At 41.0% G+C, this 22,709-nt stretch carries 20 protein-coding genes and 1 pseudogene; 11 read left to right on the forward strand and 10 right to left on the reverse strand.

The window, feature by feature from the left end:
- Positions 1-80: 80 nt before the first annotated feature.
- Positions 81-479, forward strand: coding sequence for a response regulator (locus C7B70_RS07740; protein ID WP_106368486.1), 399 nt, complete (start codon positions 81-83; stop codon positions 477-479).
- Between the two features lie 128 nt (positions 480-607).
- Here C7B70_RS07740 and hemL read toward each other — a convergent pair whose 3' ends face one another.
- Complete coding sequence (gene hemL, locus C7B70_RS07745; RefSeq protein ID WP_106368487.1) at positions 608-1,906, reverse strand: glutamate-1-semialdehyde 2,1-aminomutase; 1,299 nt, start codon at positions 1,904-1,906, stop codon at positions 608-610.
- A gap of 277 nt (positions 1,907-2,183) precedes the next feature.
- Here hemL and hisIE point away from each other — a divergent pair, with 277 nt between their 5' ends.
- Positions 2,184-2,834, forward strand: a complete 651-nt coding sequence (hisIE, locus tag C7B70_RS07750; RefSeq protein ID WP_106368488.1) for a bifunctional phosphoribosyl-AMP cyclohydrolase/phosphoribosyl-ATP diphosphatase HisIE — start codon at positions 2,184-2,186, stop codon at positions 2,832-2,834.
- On the opposite strand, the gene C7B70_RS07755 is transcribed toward hisIE, so the two are convergent.
- Positions 2,831-4,093 (reverse strand): MFS transporter, encoded by a 1,263-nt coding sequence (locus C7B70_RS07755; protein ID WP_106368489.1) that lies wholly within the window; start codon positions 4,091-4,093, stop codon positions 2,831-2,833. The genes hisIE and C7B70_RS07755 overlap by 4 nt on opposite strands.
- A gap of 110 nt (positions 4,094-4,203) precedes the next feature.
- On the opposite strand from C7B70_RS07755, the gene C7B70_RS07760 reads away from it, so the two are divergent.
- Positions 4,204-4,506 carry a hypothetical protein gene (locus tag C7B70_RS07760; protein WP_106368490.1) on the forward strand — a complete coding sequence of 101 codons (303 nt, stop codon included), beginning with the start codon at positions 4,204-4,206 and terminating at the stop codon, positions 4,504-4,506.
- Here C7B70_RS07760 and C7B70_RS07765 read toward each other — a convergent pair.
- The gene (locus C7B70_RS07765; RefSeq protein WP_106368491.1) at positions 4,503-5,345 is read right to left on the reverse strand and encodes a DUF4351 domain-containing protein; all 843 of its coding nucleotides are present in this window, start codon (positions 5,343-5,345) and stop codon (positions 4,503-4,505) included. The two genes, C7B70_RS07760 and C7B70_RS07765, sit on opposite strands and share 4 nt — an antisense overlap.
- Positions 5,346-5,400: 55 nt before the next feature.
- Here C7B70_RS07765 and C7B70_RS07770 point away from each other — a divergent pair, with 55 nt between their 5' ends.
- From C7B70_RS07770 to C7B70_RS07780, 3 genes are all read left to right on the forward strand, one after another.
- The gene (locus C7B70_RS07770) at positions 5,401-6,150 is read left to right on the forward strand and encodes a sucrose-phosphate phosphatase (protein ID WP_106368492.1); all 750 of its coding nucleotides are present in this window, start codon (positions 5,401-5,403) and stop codon (positions 6,148-6,150) included.
- A complete protein-coding gene (ruvA, locus tag C7B70_RS07775) occupies positions 6,147-6,770 on the forward strand; it encodes a Holliday junction branch migration protein RuvA (protein ID WP_106368493.1) in 624 nt (207 codons plus the stop codon). The genes C7B70_RS07770 and ruvA overlap by 4 nt, the downstream gene beginning before the upstream one ends.
- 165 nt (positions 6,771-6,935) lie before the next feature.
- Positions 6,936-8,588 carry an alpha-amylase family glycosyl hydrolase gene (locus C7B70_RS07780; RefSeq protein WP_106368494.1) on the forward strand — a complete coding sequence of 551 codons (1,653 nt, stop codon included), beginning with the start codon at positions 6,936-6,938 and terminating at the stop codon, positions 8,586-8,588.
- Between the two features lie 111 nt (positions 8,589-8,699).
- Here the strand turns inward: C7B70_RS07780 and C7B70_RS07785 are convergent, their stop codons facing one another.
- Positions 8,700-9,980, reverse strand: a complete 1,281-nt coding sequence (locus C7B70_RS07785; RefSeq protein ID WP_106368495.1) for a sodium:proton antiporter — start codon at positions 9,978-9,980, stop codon at positions 8,700-8,702.
- Positions 9,981-10,108: 128 nt separating this feature from the next.
- Here C7B70_RS07785 and C7B70_RS07790 point away from each other — a divergent pair, with 128 nt between their 5' ends.
- Positions 10,109-11,470 (forward strand): cytochrome P450, encoded by a 1,362-nt coding sequence (locus C7B70_RS07790; RefSeq protein WP_106368496.1) that lies wholly within the window; start codon positions 10,109-10,111, stop codon positions 11,468-11,470.
- Between the two features lie 95 nt (positions 11,471-11,565).
- Here C7B70_RS07790 and C7B70_RS07795 read toward each other — a convergent pair whose 3' ends face one another.
- The 3 genes from C7B70_RS07795 to C7B70_RS07805 are packed head-to-tail and all read right to left on the reverse strand — an operon-like array spanning position 11,566 to position 14,721.
- Entirely contained in the window at positions 11,566-12,042 is a 477-nt protein-coding gene (locus tag C7B70_RS07795; RefSeq protein WP_106368497.1) for a Uma2 family endonuclease, read from the reverse strand.
- 3 nt (positions 12,043-12,045) lie between these two features.
- Positions 12,046-13,401, reverse strand: a complete 1,356-nt coding sequence (locus C7B70_RS07800; protein ID WP_106368498.1) for a (Fe-S)-binding protein — start codon at positions 13,399-13,401, stop codon at positions 12,046-12,048.
- Positions 13,402-13,416: 15 nt separating this feature from the next.
- On the reverse strand, positions 13,417-14,721 hold the full coding sequence (locus C7B70_RS07805) for an FAD-binding oxidoreductase (RefSeq protein ID WP_106368499.1): 1,305 nt from the start codon (positions 14,719-14,721) through the stop codon (positions 13,417-13,419).
- 273 nt (positions 14,722-14,994) lie between these two features.
- Between C7B70_RS07805 and C7B70_RS07810 the strand changes: the two genes are divergently transcribed.
- Both C7B70_RS07810 and C7B70_RS07815 read left to right on the forward strand, forming a co-directional pair.
- Entirely contained in the window at positions 14,995-15,312 is a 318-nt protein-coding gene (locus C7B70_RS07810; protein ID WP_106368500.1) for a sensor histidine kinase KdpD, read from the forward strand.
- A gap of 192 nt (positions 15,313-15,504) precedes the next feature.
- Entirely contained in the window at positions 15,505-17,253 is a 1,749-nt protein-coding gene (locus tag C7B70_RS07815) for a DUF3352 domain-containing protein (RefSeq protein WP_106368501.1), read from the forward strand.
- Positions 17,254-17,317: 64 nt separating this feature from the next.
- On the opposite strand, the gene glcD is transcribed toward C7B70_RS07815, so the two are convergent.
- From glcD to C7B70_RS07835, 3 genes and pseudogenes are all read right to left on the reverse strand, one after another.
- Positions 17,318-18,790, reverse strand: coding sequence for a glycolate oxidase subunit GlcD (glcD, locus tag C7B70_RS07820; protein ID WP_106368502.1), 1,473 nt, complete (start codon positions 18,788-18,790; stop codon positions 17,318-17,320).
- A gap of 224 nt (positions 18,791-19,014) precedes the next feature.
- Positions 19,015-20,537, reverse strand: a pseudogene (locus tag C7B70_RS28705) (glycine betaine ABC transporter substrate-binding protein).
- 4 nt (positions 20,538-20,541) lie between these two features.
- Entirely contained in the window at positions 20,542-21,294 is a 753-nt protein-coding gene (locus C7B70_RS07835) for an ATP-binding cassette domain-containing protein (protein ID WP_106368505.1), read from the reverse strand.
- Positions 21,295-21,376: 82 nt separating this feature from the next.
- Between C7B70_RS07835 and C7B70_RS07840 the strand changes: the two genes are divergently transcribed.
- Together C7B70_RS07840 and C7B70_RS07845 are read left to right on the forward strand one after the other, a co-directional pair.
- A complete protein-coding gene (locus tag C7B70_RS07840; protein ID WP_106368506.1) occupies positions 21,377-22,102 on the forward strand; it encodes a Uma2 family endonuclease in 726 nt (241 codons plus the stop codon).
- Between the two features lie 81 nt (positions 22,103-22,183).
- Positions 22,184-22,693: a DUF5331 domain-containing protein gene (locus C7B70_RS07845; RefSeq protein ID WP_106368507.1), complete on the forward strand. Its 510-nt coding sequence runs from the start codon at positions 22,184-22,186 to the stop codon at positions 22,691-22,693.
- The last annotated feature ends 16 nt before the right edge of the window (positions 22,694-22,709 follow it).

Here is a 22,709-nt window from a genome sequence, read left to right on the forward strand (position 1 = left end):
TTTTTTGAGGATGCGTTAATTTTAGTCATAGCTTCAATATTTTTAACTATTAATATTCAATAGCTTGCACCCCATAAAGTATGAAAACGGTTTTGATTGTGGAAGACGATCCGATTAATGCGCGTGTTTTTGCCAAAATTTTGACCAAACGTGCAGGTTTAGGGGTAAAGCATACAGAAAATGTCGAAGAAGTAATGCAAATTGCCTTGAATAAACTCGCAGACATTATTTTGATGGATGTTTCTCTCTCTCGCAGTGTGTATCAAGGTAAGGCTGTTGATGGTATCAAAATTACCCAAATGTTAAAAGCTAACCCCGAAACGGCTTCTTTGCCTGTAATTTTAGTTACCGCCCACGCTATGGAAGGCGATCGCCAGAGCTTTCTTAGTCTAAGTGGTGCTGACGGCTATATTTCTAAGCCTGTGGTTGACCATCAAGAGTTTGTCGATCAAATTCTGGCGCTCATGCCTTTAAGTTAGTGCAATTGTACTATACAACAGATTAGGCGATCGCTACTTTTGGCAAAAATAGTAGCATCAAACAAAGCCCCCAACCCCTAGAACAAAAGAGTTGGGAGCCTAGGGAACTAGCTAAAATCTGAGTAATCTTAGAGGTTAGACATTACTTCTTTTGCGGCGGCTAAAGTTTGGTCAATATCAGCCTCGGTATGGGCGAGGGAGCTAAACCCAGCCTCAAATTGTGAAGGGGCTAAATAAATTCCCCGCTCTAACATTCCGCGATGGAAAAGGCTAAACTTGCTTAAATCCGACTTTTTCGCATCTTCGTAGTTGTGAACCGGCCCTAAAGTAAAAAATAAACCAAACATCCCGCTAATTTGACCTGTGTAAACATCTTGACCTGTTTGCTTGGCAATCAGCCGCAACCCATCAGTCAATTTTTTAGTAATTTGGTCTAAATACTCGTAAGTACCAGGCTTTTGCAACAATTCTAAAGTTTTAATCCCCGCCGTCATTGCTAAAGGATTTCCCGAAAGCGTCCCCGCTTGATACATTGGCCCAGATGGCGCAACCATAGACATAATATCTCTACGACCGCCATAGGCTCCTACAGGCAACCCACCGCCAATAACTTTACCCAACGTTGTCAAGTCTGGCGTAACTCCAAACTTAGCTTGAGCGCCACCGTAAGCAATCCGAAACCCAGTCATTACTTCATCAAATACTAGCAACGCTTCATTTTCTTTGGTTATTAAGCGCAACCCTTCCAAAAAGCCAGCATCAGGAGCAATAAAACCCGCATTTCCTACTATTGGTTCTAAAATGACTCCAGCAATTTGACCTGGATGTTCGGCAAATAAAGCTTTAACTGCTTCCAAATCATTGTAAGGCGCGGTCAAAGTATCGGCTGTGGTTGACTTGGGTACTCCGGGGGAATCGGGTAAACCTAAAGTCGCAACCCCCGACCCAGCTTTGACTAGAAACATATCCGCGTGACCGTGATAGCAGCCCTCAAACTTGATAAGTTTATCGCGTCCGGTGAAAGCTCTCATCAAGCGCAGAACAGCCATACAAGCCTCGGTTCCCGAATTGACAAAACGTACCATTTCAATGCTGGGAACGGCATTAATTACCATCTCTGCAAGGACGTTTTCGAGGAAACAGGGCGCACCAAAGCTAGTACCTTTTTCTAAGGCGGTTTGCAAGGCGCTAATTACTTCTGGGTGGGCGTGACCGCAAATAGCCGGCCCCCAACTACCTACGTAGTCGATATACTGATTGCCATCTACATCCCAAGCTTTTGACCCCTGGACGCGATCGAAGACAATCGGTTGTCCGCCGACAGATTTGAATGCTCTTACTGGAGAATTTACACCCCCAGGCATTAAATTCTGGGCGGCGGCAAAGATTTCCTCAGATTTGGTAGTTTTAATAGTGGTATTAACCAAAGTTTTCTCCTAAAACGGTAGCGTGCCTGGCTTAGAATTCTTATATTAGTCAATTTATGCCTAGCACAAAAATAAAATTATGCGATGTATAACAGGATGTAGTAGCTATATTACTGCTTAATTTAAACAATTAAGGTTTGTTGAAGCGCCGCTAAGAGTATAGAAATGTATTTTACTAAAGAATTAACTGTACTGGTATAACTCTTGAGCAATAGGCTGAAGAAGTCGCTAATGGTATCCTTGAGCCAATGAGTTATTGCCTAAAATCCCCGCAACTATGTCTTCCGTACAACACAATTTTTCTGCTCAAACTATGTTGTCTCAACTTCGCTACGACGATCGCGGTTTAATTCCAGCTATTGTTCAAGACTATCTAGATGGTACGGTGCTAATGCTGGCGTGGATGAATATTGAATCAGTACAAAAAACTCTAGATACTGGCGAGACATGGTTTTGGAGTCGTTCGCGGGGGGAACTATGGCATAAAGGCGCAACGAGTGGGCATATTCAAAAAGTAAAAAGTTTTCGTTACGATTGCGATCGCGATGCCTTACTTGTGGGAGTAGAACAAATTGGCGATATTGCTTGTCACACCGGGGAACGCAGTTGTTTTTACTCTGATGCAAATGGGGAAGTTGTCGCCCCTCCTGGGGATACTTTATCGGAATTATTTAAAGTTATAGGCGATCGCCGAGACAATCCTACAGACAACTCTTACACTTGTCAGTTATTTGCTGATGGGGATAACAAAATATTAAAAAAGCTCGGTGAAGAAACCGTGGAATTAGTGATGGCTTGTAAAGATAATGATACTGATGCGATCGCCTCGGAAGCGGCAGACTTGCTGTATCATGTTCTGGTTGCTCTAGCTCACCATCAAGTTGATATCAAAGACGTTTACCGCAAATTGCAAGCTCGTCGGCGCTAAATTCTATCTTTAAGCATTTGGTCTAAATAATCCAAAATTCCCAATAATACCGTTACACTTGCTGCTAACCCTAGCCAAAAATTATCGGCAAATGCTGGAGTTTGATCTAACGCCCAGCCACCTAGGGGCGGCCCAATAAAATAGCCTGCGGCCCAGCATAAAGAGCTAATGGAAAAATAAACCCCTAATTGGGATTTGGGCGCTAATTCGGTAATTAAAGCTGAAGCCGAGGGAGTATAAGAAACGATCGCCATTGCAAATACACTTAATGCCGCAATTGCCCACCATAATTGATAGTCTGTGGCAACTCCTGTTACCCACATTAAACAAAATCCCATTGCCCACATTACAGCCGAAAACATCAGCGATTGGGGATGAGTAAAACGCTTTAAACCACGAACTACAGGCAATTGAGTAAATATAGCGACAGCCAAATGCCAGCCAAAAATTATACTAATTGTGCCTTCGGTAAATTCTGCACCTGAGGCGTTTAAAGCAACAAAATTCTTTAAATATAAGGGTAAAGTGCTTTGCAATTGGGAAATATAAGTAGTGAAAATAATATTGACTAAAACGTAAATTAATAATCGGCGATCGCTTAGGGCTATTTGCCAGCTAGATTTTAGAGAAATAGCCACTTTCGCATCTACGGGTTTATAGGTTTCTTTAATGGCAAAATACACTACGCCAAAAAACACCACAAAGGAAATTGCATCAATTATAAAGAGCGATCGATAAGCCCCGGTAGTGCTAATTAATGCCCCACCTAAGACAACGCCCATACCTAATCCTAGATTATCTGCAAGTCTGGTAATGGCGTAAGCTTCATGACGTTGTTCGGGAACGGTTAAATCGGCTACTACTGATTCGTTAGCCGGCCAATACAAGCCTTGTCCGAAACCAACTAGCAAGTTGCCCATAACTAAAACGGTGAAATTATTGGCGCTGGCAAGTACAAGAGATGCGATCGCGCTAATCGCCGCCGAAAGCAGCAAAGTCTTACGCCGTCCCCAATACTGCGAATCAGAAAACGAACCGCCCAAAATGCGCCCCACTACCCCAGAGATAGAAGCACTACCTAACGCAAAACCTACCGCCGTTGCCGATAGCCCTACATGATTGACAAAAAATATTGGGGCATAAAATAAAGTAAACCCTGTACCGACTTCTGATAAAAAACGCCCAAATGCCAAAATCCAAACTTGAGGATTTAGTTGCGGCATCCAGGGAAATAAGCTATTTTTTGGAGAAAACTTCATTCAATCTTTAGACATATAGGGAATTATTGAGTGATTTAAGCAACTAATTAGGGAACTCTAAATGCAGAAACGTTTACTCAACTCACTTCTGGGTAATTTCTGTAAATCCAATGACTCTTTTAATCCTAAAGTTATTTATTTCAATAGCAATACTGTGTTTTTTATATTTTCTTTATGGGCGTAAAACTAAAGCTAAACCCAGGTACAAGGCAAAAGTTATTTCGCCTAGTCAAAATAATAAACCGCAAGCTTCCAGAAATCTGCAAATAAAACTCTTAAGGTTACTGCATAATGATCGCCATACCGCAAAGAGACTAATCGCCCTAGCAAAAGCTAGGAATCCCGATAAATCTATTGATTGGTGGGTAGAAAAGGTAATTTTTGACTTGGAACGCGATCGCGGCAGGTATTAGTTTTCACTTTGCAGCCAAGAGGCTACATCGGTAATAGCCACAAAATCTAGTAAAGCTACAGCTAATTGTTCTAGGCGATCGCTTGTTAAGCTGCGAATTTGCTCTAAAATGGTAGCGTCAACACTTCCAAAGCGGCGTTCTAGTAGGCGTACAACCAAAGTCGCTTCTCCTTCCCGTCTACCTAATTGTTGTCCTTGTCTGACTCCTTCTTGGAGAATTTGTTGATAAATAACGGATTCCTTCATAATGTCCTCTCTAAATAATTGATTGATTAAATTTTGCTCGAATCTCAAACCCGCTAATATTTCTACACTTGCAGCCACATTTTGTCTTTGTGGCGTTGATTCAATCCTAGCGACTTGCGCGCCTACTTGCTCTAATAAACGTCTCGGCGAGTCTGTCCTTGCAAGGGCAGCTAGGGGTAATAAAGCATTATCGGCGAGTAGTGGGGCGGGATCTTGCTCCCACAGCCGAATTACTCTGTAGCGATGCCAAGTGTTAGTAGCGGTAAATTCGTTGACAAATACAGCTTCGGAAGTTGTGGGTTTAAGAAAAATAATAACTTGTTCTATTGGACATCGATATTGCCGATATAGTCGTAGCCAGTAATCAAGCATCCGCAAGGGTAATGGCGGTTCTAATACTGGTAAAGTTTGAAACTCTAGATGTAAGATTTGGTTAGAACTTTGCAACAATGTCACCGAATCAGCGCGGATTGGTTCTAGACTTAATTCGGTTTTTAGTACCTCAACTTCTGTTGCTTGGGTGGGAAATAGCCAACGGGCAAAATTAAGGGGGTATTCTTCAGCTAAATATTTGCAGATATTGTCGTAAGTCATGGCGAAATCTATTGCTTTTGCTAACCTTATGAATTGTTAGCTATAACGAGTCGTCATGAAATCATTTCTATTTGTAACCGATTTAGATAATACCCTCGTGGGAGAAAGTCGCGCCTTAGCCGTGCTGAATGAAAAGCTAAAACAGCATCGAGAGGAACACGGTACAAAAATAGTTTATGCCACCGGGCGATCGCCTATATTATTTGCCGAACTCCAAAACGAACAGCAACTTCTAGAACCGGATGCCTTAATTGCTTCCGTTGGTACAGAAATTTATTTCAAAGGTAGTAATACAAGCGATCGCACTTGGTCAGATAAACTTTCGCATCAGTGGAATCGAGATACTGTAGTTGCGGCTACCGCTCATTTTGCTGACTTAGTAATGCAGCCAGATTCCGAACAGCGCCCGTACAAAGTTAGCTTTTGGCTTACAGAAGACTCCGCCCAAGAAGTTTTACCACAACTCAAATCTTTGTTACAACAGCAAGGCTTGGATACTAAATTAATCTACAGCGCGGGTGTAGACTTAGATATTTTGCCTCGTCATGGTGATAAAGGTTTAGCGGTGCAATATCTGCGCTCTTTATGGGGAATAGACGCAACGCAGAGCGTTGTTTGTGGTGATTCTGGCAATGATATTTCGCTATTTTCGTACAATGAAGAACGCGGCATTATTGTCGGTAATGCGAAGTCTGAACTATTGCAATGGCATAACGAGAACCCGGCAAACTATCATTATTTAGCTCAAGCTTTTTGTGCGGGTGGTATTCTAGAGGGCTTAAATCATTTCGGTTTTATTGCATGATTAGCTATCTTAAAGGCATCGTTGCAGGCATTTCTAAAACTACTACGGGTCGCGTTACCTTGACTTTAGAAGTCAATAATTGTGGCTACGACTTACTAATTCCCGCCCGATTGGTGCAGCAATTGCCTCCTATTGGCGAAACTGTCCAGATTTTTACTCATTTGCAAATTAGAGAAGAACAACCTTTACTCTATGGATTTAGCACTTTAGCGGAACGAGATTTATTTCGGCAATTGATTAGTGTTACGGGGATTGGGGCGGCAAATGCGATCGCCCTACTCGATACTTTACCTGTACCCGATCTAATTAGCGCGATCGTTACTAGCAATACTCAACTATTGATTCAAACTCCTGGCGTGGGCGGAAAAACTGCCGAGCGGATTTGTTTGGAATTGCGGAAAAAGCTGGCAGATTGGACTAATATTCCGGGCTTAGTTGCCCCTACAGGTGGCCCTAGTCCTGCCATTTTAGAAGATGTGCAGATGACCTTACTTGCTCTAGGTTACAGCCCTAGTGAAGTTTCTAAGGCTTTGCAAGCGGTGAGTCAACAAGTAGGGTTGGCAAAAAATGCTAATGCCGAAGATTGGATTCGTCAGGCGATCGCACACCTGAGCAATTAAGCTAATTATTAGCCATTATTAGCCAAATTTTACTTTAAATCGCTTTTATAGCTATTTAGCTAAGCTCCGCAGCCATTAGGCTAAGTTATCTCCCTAGAACGATTGCTTGATGGCGGACATCTTGAGAAAATATGGATGTTGTGTTTTTATACTTAGACTACTTACATGGCAACTCCCATAGAATTTAATTTATTTGCACCGAATAATAAAGGAGCCGCATTAGTTGGCGAATTTTCCGATTGGAAAGATGTACCAATGGAAAAAGGCGAAGATGGTTACTTTCGTACCACTGTAAAACTAGAAGATGGCTCTTATCAGTATAAATTTCGCGTTCAATCTAAATCGTGGTTTTTTGAACCCGATCAATGGGTAGAAGTTGTCGATCCTTATGCAACTGATATTGATAACCCATCACAAAATGCTGTATTACGGATTAAAGATGGCGAACGAATTGTTGACACTTATGTTTGGCAACATGACGACAAACCATTGCCAGAAGACCGCGAATTAGTCATTTATGAACTGCACGTTGGTGACTTCTCTGGTGGTGAAGCAGATTCAGACGCGCGGGGACAATATCAACACGTTGTCGAAAAATTAGATTATCTCTGCGACCTTGGGATCAATGCAATTGAATTAATGCCAGTCAAAGAATATCCAGGCGATCGCAGTTGGGGATATAACCCCCGCCATTTTTTTGCGACGGAATCTAGTTATGGTACAACCGAAGGCTTAAAAAACTTAATTGATGAGTGTCATGGTAGAGGCATTCGCGTGATTATCGATGGTATTTATAACCACTCGGAAGCCGGAGCGCCACTAACGCAGATTGACCACGATTACTGGTACCACCATTCACCGCGCGATCCTGATAACAATTGGGGCCCAGAGTTTAACTACGAATTTTACGACGAAAAGCTGCAAACATACCCAGCACGGCGGTTTACTGGCGATAACCTCCGCCACTGGATTCAGGAATTTCATATTGACGGCATTCGCTTTGACGCAGCGCGGCAAATTGCTAACTATGACTTCATGCACTGGATAGTCCAAGAAGCTAAGACAACTGCTGGGATGAAGCCTTTTTATACCGTTGCCGAACATATTCCAGAAACGCCTAGCATTACGGGTGTAGACGGGCCAATGGATGGTTGCTGGCACGATAGTTTTTATCACTGTATTCTAGAGCATATTAAAGGCGACACCTTTGATTTAGAACGGCTGAAAAGTGTAATCGATTGTAAGCGCCAAGGCTTTATGGGTACGGTTAATGTAGTAAATTATCTGACTAATCACGACCACAATCATGTCATGGTAGATTTGGGCGATCGCCAGATATTTGATGAAGAAGCCTTCAGACGCATCAAGCTTGGTGCTGCCATCCTGATGACAGCCGTTGGTATACCTTTGATTTGGATGGGTGACGAGTTTGGCGAATATAAAGCTAAAACACCTGATTCAGCCAAAATTGATTGGATGCTGTTAGGTAATGATTCAAATCGTCGCTTGTTTGAATATTACAGAGGTTTAGTTAACTTGCGTGAACACAATCACGCCCTCTACACAGAAAACATTGACTTCATCCACGAAAACCCAGAAGCAAAAGTTCTAGCCTACAGTCGTTGGAATGGTGAAGGTTCGCGGGTGGTTGTCGTAGCCAACTTCTCGGAAAACTTCCTCGCTGGGTATCAAGTTCCTAACTTCCCCCAAGCTGGAACATGGCATGAGTGGACAGGCAATTATTATGTCGAAGCGGGAGATGATAGCATTATGCTTGATATTGGCCCTTATGAAGCTAAAGTTTTGGTTTGGCAGTAATAAATTTGATACCCGTCTAGGGGTTACATCCAGTTGCTTATAGCTAAAGCTGACTGCTAAAAGTATTTATTTAAACACGTCTTTCTGTAACAGAAAGACGTGTTTAGTAATTTAAGCTTCTTCACCCCCTGCTACAGTCGGCTGATTCAACTTTCTTCGGCGGCGACTAATTAATCGCTCGTAACGATTCATGAGCGGCGTTGTACTAATACCGTGTAAAATCACCGAAAGTACAATAGTAATGTATGTAATCCAGGCAATTTGTTCGCCCAAGGAGTCTTTCAATCCATGCCCGAATGCATAACACAAATAATACATAGAGCCTACACCGCGAACCCCAAACCAGCCAAATAAAGCGCGGGTAATTGGTTTGTAATTACCCCCTATGGTACTAATCCAAGCACCTACAGGACGGATTACAAATAGCAATAAGCCTCCAACTAGCAGCGCTTCGCCCAAATGCTGCCAAATTGCTTGGACACGCAACATCGAACCCAAAATTAAAATTGTCGCCACTTCCATTAATTTCTCAACTTGCTCGGTAAATTCAAGTTGAGAATGACGTTTTTCTTGGTCTTCGTATTGCTTCTGTGCTGCTATACCTGCGACAAAAACCGCTAGAAAGCCGTAGCCGTAAATAAATTCAGTTAAGGAATAAGTAAGTAAAATTGTACTGATAGCAATAAAATCTGCCATCAAATCGTCTATTGGGGTATGTTTTTCTAACTTTTGCTCTAGAAAAACTACAGCTTTGGCGACAATAATACCCATTCCTACCCCCGCAACTACTGCCCAGATTAGGTCTACAGCCACCCATTCTTTAAACCAATCTTGCCAATTATTGCCCTTCTCTAGCCAATGAATCCCAAAATATACAAAGGGAAAGGCTAAAGCATCGTTTAAACCACCTTCGGAAGTTAAGCCAAAGCGCAACTCATCTTTATCATCGGTATCAGCTAGCTGGACTTCTGAAGCTAGTACGGGGTCTGTAGGGGCGAGAATTGCGCCTAATAATATAGCTGGTCCCCACTCCATTTTTAAACCCCAATGACTTATTGCTGCGATCGCAAAAATTGAAATTGGCATCAAAAAGCCAATCAGCCGTATTGTCGAACGCCAAGCCCCAAAGTTTAGCGGCCGATTCATCTTCAAGGCGCAACTATACAATGAGACAATTACGACAAATTCTGTTAATCGCTCCAGAAAATTAGCATCTGGTTTTAATTGAACAATTTTGAACCCATAGGGGCCTAAAGTAATTCCGACAATCAAATAAATTAAGGCAAAAGAAATCGGTAATTTGTCAATCCAGCCTGATCCTAAAGTAACCAATAGTAGCAATAGACCAATTACGAATAAATTGATAAGATATATGTCTAAATCCAAACCCATAGAAACTTTGCCTGACAAACAAGTGAGCCGCTCCTCATGAGTTTATAGTGAAGTCTCTTTGCTCTAAATCTACTTAAGACAGATTACGGCAATAATAGAGTTAAAAATTATCGTAAATTAGCGATTTTATGACACTACCTGATGGGCCCAAAACTTTGCCGTTTATCCAAATGCTTCAGTGGATTGCGAATCCTTTGGAATTTATGGATAATTGCAGTCAGCGTTACGGTGATTGCTTTACAGTCCGGTTGGCGAACTTTAAACCAATGGTGTTTTTTAGCAATCCGCAAGCAATTGAAGAAATTTTTACTAGCAATCTGGGGCAATTTGATTCTGGTAGAGCAAATTCTGTTTTACAACCTTGGGTAGGGGATAAATCCTTACTCTTACTAGATGGACGCAGCCATCAAAGGCAAAGAAAGCTACTTACACCGCCTTTTCATGGCGATCGCATGAAGTCTTACGGCGAGATGATTTGTAGTATTACTGAGCGCGTAATTAGCGCTTGGCAAATTGGCGAAGCGTTCTCCGTGAGATCGGCTATGCAGGAAATTTCTTTATCAGTTATTTTACAAACGGTGTTCGGTTTACAACCAGGCGATCGCAGCGAAAAACTTAAGCAACTTTTGACAAACTTGCTCGATATGACTGCTTCGCCATTGAGTTCTACTTTAGTTTTCTTTAAAGCATTACAGCAAGACTTGGGTGCATGGAGTCCTTGGGGGCGTTTTGTGCGCCAAAGAGCGCAGATAGATGAGATTATTTATGCCGAAATAAGCGATCGCCGCCAGCATCCCGACTCGTCGCGGGTAGATATTCTGAGTTTGTTGATGGCGGCTACAGATGAAAACGGCGAATTAATGAGCGATGTAGAATTACGTGACGAGTTGCTGACTTTACTTGTAGCTGGTCACGAAACTACGGCTTCTGCTCTAACCTGGGCTTTGTACTGGATTCACCATTTGCCAGAAGTTAAGCGCAAACTTTTAGATGATTTAGCTACGGTAGGAAATCTAGATTTTGGTGCGATTTCAAAACTGCCTTATCTAAATGCCGTTTGTCAAGAAACGCTGCGAATTTATCCGATCGCCATGCTGGCTTTTTTCCGTATTTCTAATTCACCAATTAGTATTATGGGGCAATTTGACAAAGATACGTTGCTTACTCCCTGCATTTATCTTACGCACCACCGCCCAGACCTTTACCCCGAACCTAACCAATTTAAGCCAGAGCGCTTTTTAGAGCGGCAATTTTCCCAGTACGAGTACATACCCTTTGGGGGCAGCAATCGGCGCTGTATTGGCATGGCATTCGCCTTATACGAGATGAAATTGGTGCTGGCAACTGTAATGTCTCGCTATAGTTTGGCGATTTCTGGAAGTCAAGCAGTAAAACCTGTTCGTCGTGGCATAACCCTCGCACCTTCGGGCGGTAAGTGGTTAGTTGCAACGCAGCGTCATACTTCTAAAGAACTTGTTAGTAGCCAATAAGTTAAGAGGATATTTTGAAAGTCTTTTGATTGGTAGTTAATAAAGAATATTCCCCCCCCTTTTTAAGGGGATCTTACCGCTCCCACAAGTTACTTTTAAAGCTCAACGTAAATAGGGAAATTTGGCACAATTGCTGAATTTATTATCTGTCCATCTGAGTTAAAAAAACTCATTTCCCCATTTTCATTACATAACCAAAATTCTGCTGCACCAGCTTTGAAATAAAGTTCTTTTTTAAACTTCATTTCTTCTTGAGTATTGCTAGATGATTTTATTTCGATGCAAATTTCTGGAGCAATGGAGCAAACATCGTCATTTTTAATTTTTTGATATCGCTCTCTAGAAATCCACACCACATCAGCTACTTTTACATTATCTTCTGTTTGAATTGGACATTCTGGATAAGTTAAGCCTTCTTTAATCATCGATTGAATTATTGATTGAATTACCCCTTGATAAACTGAGTGTTTATTTTTCGCTGGACTCATAACAATTTGTCCCCAGCGATTAAGCTCAATTTTGTAGGGAATATTTTGCAATGCTGTGTCTGCACAAACTTCTTGCCAGTTCATAAGTTATTTTGGCAATTTGATTCCCCGAATTGAATAATCTAATAATTCTATAGGGTGAATTACATCAATTTTTCTACCTTGCATTTCTAAATGTTTATTTATTTGCAAAGTACAACCAGGATTAGACGAAGCAATTAAATCTGCACCAGTATTGAGGAGATTTTGAACTTTTTGATTGCCTAATTCCTCCGCAATTTCTGGTTGCAGCATATTATAAACCCCTGCACTACCACAACATAAAGCCGCATCAATAGGTTCAACTAACTTGACTTGGGGAATTTGTTTTAACAATTGACGCGGTTGGACGCTAATTTTTTGACCGTGTAATAAATGACACGCATCTTGATAGACAAGAGTTAAGGTTTCCTCAGTAATTGGCAGCAGTTTAGCTGTCAATCCCACCGTTGCTAAAAACTCTTGAACGTCTTTAACTTTACTTGCAAATTCCTGAGCTTTTTCTTTGTATTCTGCGTCATCTTGTAAAATATGACCGTATTCTTTTAAAGTATGTCCGCATCCAGCAGCGTTAATAATTACGGCATCAACTTCCGTATCTGCAAAACTATCAATCATCTGTCTCGCCAAGCTTTGCGCCTGTTCCGTTTGTCCTTGATGTTCGGGAAGCGCAGCGCAACAGCCTTGACTTTTGGGAATGACAACTTCGCAACCATTAGCAGTTAAAACTCTTACCGTCGCCTCATTAACTGGCGAGAAAAATAAACGTTGTACGCAACCCAAAATCATGCCTACACGGTAGCGTTTTTCTCCTTGAGCGGGAATAATTGTAGGTAAGTTATCTTGAAAAGCTTTAAGAGTAACTTTTGGTAAAATTGATTCCATCGCTGCTAGGCGTGGGGATACTATTTTAAGTAAGTTTGTAGAACGGACAATTTTTTGTAAGCCTAGCTTTTGATACACCAATAAAGGCGCAAGTAAAAAGCGTAATCTATTCGGGTAAGGGAATAAAGAAAAAATGATTTGTCTAATTAATTTATCAGGCAAACTTCGGGGATAGTTGCGCTCAATTTGTGGGCGAGTTGCTACTAATAATTTGTCATACTGTACCCCAGATGGGCAAGTTGTAACGCAAGCAAGACAACCTAAACAAGAATCAAAATGTTCTACCGTAGCTTCATTTAAAGGTATTTTTCCTTCATTAATAGCATCCATTAGATAAATTCTGCCTCTAGGCGAATCCATCTCTTTACCAATTACTCTGTAACTTGGACAGGTAGAAAGGCAAAATCCACAGTGGACGCAAGTATCAATTAGTTGAGGATTGGGTGGGTTTTGCTCGTCAAAGCCATTAATATTACTTAGAGTAGCAATTTCACTTGGAAGATTTTCGGAAGTTTGCATAAATTTAAAACTTATCTAAATTCCGCCGACAAAACGGTGAGGATTGAGTACATTTTTGGGGTCAAATTGATATTTAATTTTACGCATCAATTCTAAAGAGTTACCAGAGTAACCCCACACATCTAACTGTTGCTTGCAGCCAATGGGTGCTTCTAATATTGTAAGAAAACCGCCCCTACTTTGACAAAGCGATCGCACCCTTAAAATCTCTGCTACTGTAGTATCGGCTGGACATCGCCATACACCTAACCCACTAAGGGCGTGAATTAAGCTCATTCCCCGGCTTACGCTATCAAGAAGCAACATTACCTCCACGGCGGCGGCTGGTAATACACCGATTTTGCAAGTAATTTGCTCTGTATCAGTTTGGCGCATTTGTTGCTGTAATTCTTGCCAGAGCCTAGCTTCATCTTTATCTATATAAATTGAGCTATACAACCCTAACTGTTTCCCTACTTCGACTAGAGTAGCTGACTGTTGTTTTACGCTTTCCTTTAAGCTGGCAAAACTAGCAACTAATCCCATCCCCTCACCTAAACGCAAATTTGTAACTAATTCTGGTGATAATAAATCAAATTTAGCAGGGGTTAAAGCCGAAGCGCGGAGGGTTTTTGCCGCTTGAGTAAGGTTTTCTACATTCCCTGTCAATACAACAGTTATGGAAGCTTCTGGGAGCGGATAAACTCGCAAAGTTGCTTGACAAATTGCGCCTAGTGTGCCGTAAGAGCCAGTAAATAATTTCATTAAGTCGTAGCCAGCGACATTTTTTACTACTCGTCCTCCAGCTATTGCAATCTGTCCATCGGCGCGGACAAAAGTAATCCCTAGCAACAAATCTCTTACCCCACCGTAGCGTTGGCGCAGCGAACCAGCATCCGCCGTAGCGATAATACCTCCGATAGTAGCAAATTCGGGGCTGGCGGGGTCGAGGGGGAGAAACTGCCCAGATTTTGCTAAAACAGCCTGCAAATCAGCAAGTTTTGTGCCAGCTTCTACCGTTACCGTTAAGTCGCCTACAGCGTGTTCAATTACTTGGTTTAAGCGTTCGATGCTGACAACTACATCTACATTTTGTACCAATCCACCCCAACTAAGTTTGCTACCACCGCTACAAAGTAAAATTTTCCCGTTGTTATCGTGAATGTATGCAATGACTGCGGCTATTTCTAGCTGATTTTGGGGATAAACAATACACTGTGGATTATCAGGAGATGCGAAGTTTTGTGTTATTTCTTTTTGTTTGGTAGAGTCGAGGTTTTCCCACAGGCAAAAATTCTCCTGACTAACTAGGGTCTGGATTTGAGAGAAATTCGCATTCATCCTAATTTATCTATTAATAGCAGCAGTAAATCTACTGATTTAGTTTATATTATCTTGCTTTAACCCCTAAGCCAAACAATTATATTGGTAATTAGTTTTTAAATCTGCAACTATTTAAGGCATATTGACAAATTAATAAATAATTTTTGATTAATGACAATCGCTTTAAATAATAAATTCTATGAATCAATTGCTAGAGGACGTTTTACTCGTAGGCAAATCCGAAGCAGGGAAAATACAATTTAATTCAACTCACCTAGATTTAATTAGTTTTTGTCTACAGTTAGCAGAAGAAACACAAAGAGCGCAGGTAGCAATCATATTATTAATTGTGTTATTCGAGGTGATGATAGCAATGCTTATTTAGATAAAAAATTAACACATCATATTTTTTTTATTAATCTACTTTCTAATGCTATTAAATATTCTCCTCAAGGCGGGAAAGTTGATTTTAGTTTAACTTGCGAGGCTCATCAAGCAACTTTTGAGATTAAAGATTGTGAGATAGGTATTCCTGCCAAAGATAAAGAACAGTTGTTTAGTTCTTTTCACCGGGGTAGTAATGTTAAATCAATTCAGGTACGGAATTAGGATTGTCAATTTTTAAACAATAGGTAGACTTGCACGGCGGCACAATTACAGTTAACAGTGAAGTAGGCACTACATTTACAGTTATACTAACTTTTATTTTCAACAATCTGATGATAGTGAAAAGTAATTTTAATATATTTAGCCAGCTAAGGTAAAATATATATTGATATTTTAAATACTAGGTAAAAGAATTTGTTAGCACTTTTTACTTCGTCATTATTAGCAATAAATAGCGTCTCGCTCAACTCTCCCTCCCTCCCGCAAAAACTATTATCGCCTGCACCTATTGCCCAATTTCTCCCCTCAGATACACCCGTCTTAGGGTTAGTCGATACCAAAACTGAAAAATGGCAAAGTTTAAGCAGATTTGAATTATTTGCTCAAATTTACAGTGCCGTAGAAAATATATTACCTGCTCAAAGGGGTTTAAATTATCAAACAGATATTAAACCCTGGTTAGGAGAACAGGCAGCCTTTGCATTTATGCCCCGAAAAGAGGCAAAGCTAGTTAGTTTAAATGATAGTTTTCTGCTTCTAGTGGCGGTGAAAGATAAACAACAATTGCAAGCATTTATTGAAAGATTCAAGGAGAAAAGTTCGCAAGAAGTAACAGCAAGACAGTATAAGGGCGTACAAATTTTGGAATGGAAGCCTTCTGCACTTGATTTGCCAAAAAATACTCCCCCATCTACATTGCCCTTAAAAACTTCTAAACTACCAAAGTCATTTATGGCTGCAATCTCAGACTTACCCAGATTACCAGTACCTAAACCAGATAGTATCAAAAACAAAGGTATGGCGATCGCACTGTTACCAAAATACATAGTTATAGCCAGCACCGCTAAACCTATTGAACAGTTACTAGACAAGCCTCCAGGAGGTGCTAATTTAGCCCAAAACCCCAATTTTAAACAAATAACCCAGCATCCTCAATATAGTCAAGCATTATTTACACTCTACCAAGACCCTAATAAGTTTCTCTCTTTATTCAAGTCTTTTTCTACTGACCCTAGTTTACCTTTTCCTATTCCTCTTAGCGCCATTAATACCGCCCAAGTAGAGCAATATAACTCGATAAGCGGTTTAGTATGGGAGCAACCAGAAGGCTTACGCTTGCAACTTAACGCCTACCGCAAACAGCCGAGTTTAGCTAATGTCTTAGCTCCCAATACCACGCAATTACTTCCGCGCCTTCCTGCACCAGCTTACGGTGCAACGACTGGAAGTAATATTTATGGTCAGTGGCAAATGTTAGTAACTGTGCTAAACAGCAATCCACAATTTAAAGATGTATTAGCGCAGTTTAATCAAAGTATTACCAGCATTACCAAACTAGACCTAAGTAAAGATATTTTAGGCTGGATGGATGGCGAATATGCTTTGTTTTTCTATCCTACCAAACAAGGCTTAATAAGTAGGGAATTAAATATGGGGCTAGGCTTTTTTGTCCAAACCACAAATCGCCCTAAAGCTGAATCTACTTTAAACAAATTAGGTGAATCTATCAAGACTATTTCTAGCGGCGCTTTATCTACTAATACTCATGATAATATAGATGGTTTCAATATCAATACTTGGGAAATTGGCGAACAAAGTGTATTTGCTCATACTTGGATAGATGATAAAACTCTATTGATTTCAACGGGATTAGGCGCAATTACAGAATTATTACCCCAGCCTCAGCAACAACTAGCAAAAGATTATAACTTTGCTACGGCTACAAGTTCTTTACCTTTTCCTAACCAAGGTTACTCTTACATCAATATGGGTTCTTCTTTGTCGTGGATATATAGTCTCGCACCGACAACATTTAATAATCCAAACTTTCAAAGTTTTAAGCAAGTTATTGGTAGCGTGCGTAGCTACAGTACAACAACTACCACTACCAGCAAAAAAGAACAATATGACGGCTTACTTGTGTTAGCACCTGCTAAAAAGTAATAGTTAGAGTGGGGTTTAAATCCCACTCTAACAACTAAAATCTCTTGGACAAACTAAGGTTTTACTAAAATAACTCTACTTTCTCAAATTGCTTCAGATTTTGAGCATTTGCAGCTTCTCCGCAAGTACGGGGAGTAGGAAATATTTTATCTGGATTCGCTAAACCTTTCGGGTTAAATGCTGTGCGTACATACTGCATAGTTTCTAAATCTATTTCTGTAAACATACTCGGCATATAACACTTTTTATCTGCGCCAATGCCATGTTCTCCAGAAAGACTACCCCCTACTTTTACGCAAAGCTTGAGAATATCGCCGCCTAATTCTTCGACCTTTTCAAACGCTCCAGGTACGGCATTATCGTAAAGAATTAATGGATGTAAGTTGCCATCTCCGGCATGAAACACGTTAGCAATTTTGAAGCCGTATTTTTTGCTTAAATTTTCAATCTCTTGCAGTACAAAAGATAACTTAGTCCGAGGAATTACCCCATCTTGGACGTAATAATCTGGGCTAAGATTTCCCGCCGCCGCAAAAGCAGCTTTGCGCCCTTTCCATAACTTATTGCGCGTTTCTATATCTCTTGCTGAAGTAACATTTCTCGCCCCGTTTTGTTTGCAAATAGCCGCAATTCTTTTTTTAGTTTCGTCTACTTCTACTTGCAAACCATCTACTTCTACGAGCAGAATTGCCTCCGCATCGCGGGGATAACAATTTGTCGCTACTACATCTTCTACAGCGTTAATGCTGAGATTGTCCATCATCTCCATACCCGCCGGAATTATCCCCGCGCTGATGATATCGGAAACCGCCCCCCCCGCCGCTTCAATACTGGTAAAATCTGCTAGTAAAACGCAAATTGATTCGGCAGTTTTAAGGATTTTTAAAGTAATTTCTGTCGCAATGCCTAACGTGCCTTCTGAACCTACAAATATTCCGGTAAGATCGTAACCAGGCATCTCTGGTATTTGTCCGCCAACATCAGTAATAGAGCCATCTGGCAATACTAATTTGAGTCCCAAAACATGGTTAGTAGTTACGCCATACTTGAGGCAATGTACGCCCCCGGAGTTTTCTGCTACATTACCACCAATAGAGCAAATGATTTGACTAGAAGGGTCAGGCGCGTAGTAAAATCCTGCACCGCTTACAGCTTGCGTTACCCAGTTGTTAATGACTCCCGGCTGCACAGTGACGCACTGATTCTCTAAATCAATATCAATTATTTGCCGCATTAAAGCTGTAACAATTAGTACGCAATTTTCTGTAGGCAATGCGCCACCTGATAAGCCCGTACCCGCGCCACGCGCTATAAATGCTATAGAATTGCGATCGCATACCTTAACTATCTCTGCTACTTGCTCTGTGGTTCTTGGCAATACTACTACTTCTGGGCGGTGGCGATAGCTGGCTAACCCGTCACACTCATAGGTTATCAATTCTTCCCGGCGCTGCACTACCCCTTTTTTACCAACAATTGCCTCGAATTGCTTAATTATTGGCTTCCAGTTACGTTGTTTAGTTGCTTCAACTAACATTAAATGGCTTTCCAGTATTAATCTTTATATCTATTATGATGAGTTAAAATATTGTGTATTTTTGTAAAGATTTTAATTCTTTTCTGATTTACGCTTGCGTATTTCTACTCATTGACATATTATTTTATAATGGAGATATCAGCAAAAATATTATTAATGTCAATATTTCCCATTATAACATAAATTTTAAACCAAAAAGCCCCCGAAGTCAAGCCCCGTCTCTCTTATTTACTCAGCTTTTTTGCTTGTAAAAACTCCCTAACAACTTGTTTTACATCACGCTTTTCGCCTTCTACTTGATAATTCAAACGCCGCATTTGTGATTCATCAATTAAACCGCCTAATTGCGCGATCGCATTACCTAATTCTGGATGCTGTTTTAAAGCCGCTTGACGCACAATTGGCGTAGCTTCGTAAGGGGGAAAGTATTGCTTATCGTCAGTCAGTACAACCAAGTCTAAGCGGGGAATTGCCCCATCGGTAGAGTTTCCGGCAACTATATCTACTTGCTTTTGCTGCAATGCTTGGTAGAGCAAACCTAAATCAATAATTTTAGGTGGTTTGGTAAACTTGAGATTGTAAGTTTTACTCAGTCCTGGTAAACCGTCTTCTCTTTCGCTAAACTCGTAGCCAAAGCCTGCTTGCCACTGGGGAGTATATTTAGCTGCTTGAGAGATTGTTTGCACATTTTTCGCCCTAGCCTCATCGCCACGAATAATCATAGCAAAGGTATTCTGAAAACCCAAGGGCGGCATAACTTCTAGCTGAAATTGCTTTGAGTAAGCTTGTTTTAATTGCTGATAAACTTTCTTGGGGTCAGTAATTGCCTTTTGTTTTAAAATCGTAGTAAAAGCTGTGCCTGTATATTCAACATAAGCATCAATTTGTCCAGACTTAATCGCCTCGTGACAAATAAAAGTCCCGCCAAGATGCAGGCGACGATTGACCTTTAGCTTAGTATTTGCTTCAATATGCTGCGCTAGAAGTTCGCCTAAAATATCTTGTTCGGTGAAATCTTTTGAGCCAATCGTAATAGTATTGTTAGGAGCAGAACAACTATAAATCCCAATTATTAAAGCAAAACTGACTAAGCATAACGCCAAAAACCTTTTCATCTTCTACTTACCTTTGTACGCCCTTCAAGCCAACCAATAGCTACATCTAACAATAAAGCGATCGCAGCAGCCGGAACAGCACCCGCTAAAATTAGTTCGTTATTTAATGTCGCAATCCCTCTAAACACAAATTCACCTAAGCCACCCGCACCTATCGCCGCCGCAATCGTCGCTACACCAACACCAATTACCGCCGCTACTCGCACCCCCGCCAAAATTACCCCCAAAGCTAAGGGAATTTCTACTTGCAATAATAACTGACGGCTTGTCATCCCCATACCTCTACCCGCTTCACGAATAGCCGGATCGATATTAACGATTCCAGTGTAAGTATTGCGGATAATCGGTAAAAAAGAATATAAAGTTAAGGCAATAATTGCTGTGCGATCGCCAATACCGCCAATATACGGGATAGGTAGCAAAAAACCAAACAATGCCAAGCTAGGGATTGTTTGCAAGATATTAGCAATACCTAAAATTGGTTGACGCAGATTCTCCCGACGAGTAATAACAATACCCAAAGGAATACCGATAATTGTGGCAAAAAATATCGCCGTACCCACTAAAAATAAATGTTTGCCCGTTGCTTGAATAATCTCTGCGGCATACTTAAATAAGAAAAAATCTAACATTCATTTATGGCTTGAACATCCCTAAACATTCTAAAAATGCGATCGCTTCACTTTGGGAAGATTTTAAAAATTCTGCGGGTGTTTCTAATACTACCAAGCGTCCAGCTTCCATTAAACCAATGCGAGAAGCTAAAACAAAAGCTTCTTGAATATCGTGAGTCACAAAAACAACGGTTTTATTTAATTGCTGTTGCAGCCGATGAAATTCCTGTTGCAATTCTAAGCGCGTAATCGGGTCTAGTGCGCCAAAAGGTTCATCCATTAATAATATCGGCGGATCGGCAGCTATTGCCCTTGCTACGCCGACTCTTTGGCGTTGTCCTCCTGATAATTCGTGGGGATAGCGATCGCCAAATTGTATCGGATCTAAACCAACTAATTGCAATAGCTCATAAACCCGTGCTTTGATTTGTTTGGGGTTCCAGCCTTCTAAAAACGGAACTAAACCAACATTGCGGGCGATCGTAAAGTGGGGAAATAAACCAATTTCTTGAATAACATAGCCGATAGTGCGCCGCAACTTAATTAAATCCCAATCCTTTGTCGATCGCCCTTGTACCCTAACTTCGCCTTGCGTGGGTGCAAGTAAACCATTAATTAGCTTCATGGTAGTAGTTTTCCCGCTACCACTACGCCCAAGAAGTATTAAAGCTTCACCTTGATACACAGAAAAATTGAGACTAGATACTAAAGAGCGAAGTCCCACATTAAAAGTAACATTATCAAACTCCACAGCAATTTCTTTATCTTCTGGCATTACTTTAAACGTTCGTTTGCCCTTTTCTTTGCATAGACTCTAAGTTAGATAAACTGGAAGCAACCCAACGACTGCAACTATTATGGTACAAAGCAGCGAAACTGATACCCCAATATTTCCCCCCAGCGACTTATTGAGCGACGAACCACCCTTGGAAACTTACCGCCACCTCAAACAAATCATTTTGCTACTAACTAGCCTAGAACGCCTGTGGCAAGCACGTCAGGACTTTTTTGCTGGGGCTAACTTAAGTATTTATTACAGCACTCGTCAACGCAAATCTGAAGATGTGCGAGGGCCAGATTTATTTGTAGTTCTAGACACCGAACGCAAGGAGCGCAAAAGCTGGGTAGTTTGGGCGGAAGATGGCAAGTATCCCAACTTTATTTTAGAAATTCTGTCCGATTCCACTGCTAAAACTGACCGAGGTTTGAAAAAGCAACTGTATCAAGATATTTTTCGTACTCCCGATTACTTCTGGTTTGACCCTTATACCCTCGAATTTGCGGGGTTTCAACTTAATTATTGTCAATACGAGGCGATTTCTCCTAACGATCAAGGCTGGCTGTGGAGTAACGAATTACAGCTATATCTAGGCATTCTTAACGAACAATTACGGTTTTTTACGCCGGAGGGAGATTTAGTTTTAATCCCAGAGGAAGCAGAAGTAATAAGTAATCAAAGGACTACTCAAGCCGAAGCAGAGTTACAAACTGAGCGCCAAAGAGCCGAAACTGAGCGCCAAAGAGCCGACTTCTTGCTACAAAAACTGCAAGAATTAGGCATCGATCCAGAAACGACAATGTGACCTCTAACTCTTGACTAAAATTACCCAGTTTGGCGATCCTAGGGCTAGAAGGTTTTGTTATTGGTATTTGAGGTAAATTGAGTGGATATTCAGCAACTACGCCAATCATTGAAAGTTAAATGGCTTCTTTACTATCGGCGCAATCGTCCTTGGATGACAAAATTACGCATTTGGGGAACCTATGACGGTCAGCGTCGCCCTTCATCTAGTTTTATTTTGGCAACTCTAGTAAATTTGGAACCGCAACTAATCCAAATGTTTCCCTTTATTGTGGCTTTGAGCAATCATCCTGACCAAATTGTTGCAGCTTTGGGACTAAACTTTAACCCTGAAGTAGAGATTAGAGCGCTAACGGAATCAGTAAATAATGCAGAAATTACTGCTACAGCAAATAATACGGAAATTAATGCAAGTTCCAATGGACTGACTTATAACAGTACGGTAGTACAGACAAATAGCAAAAATGTTTCTGCGCCAAAGCTTTCAGAATCAAGTTTGGAAGTGCGCGTATCCCCTGCAAGTAAAGTTAGTAATATTGCGTCTTGGGTAGATGAAACTTGTACGGGTGTAGGGAGTAGCATCGATAGTTAAAGGGAAGCTTGTAAGG

The organism is Chlorogloea sp. CCALA 695 (assembly GCF_003003885.1).
GTDB lineage: Bacteria > Cyanobacteriota > Cyanobacteriia > Cyanobacteriales > Chroococcidiopsidaceae > Aliterella.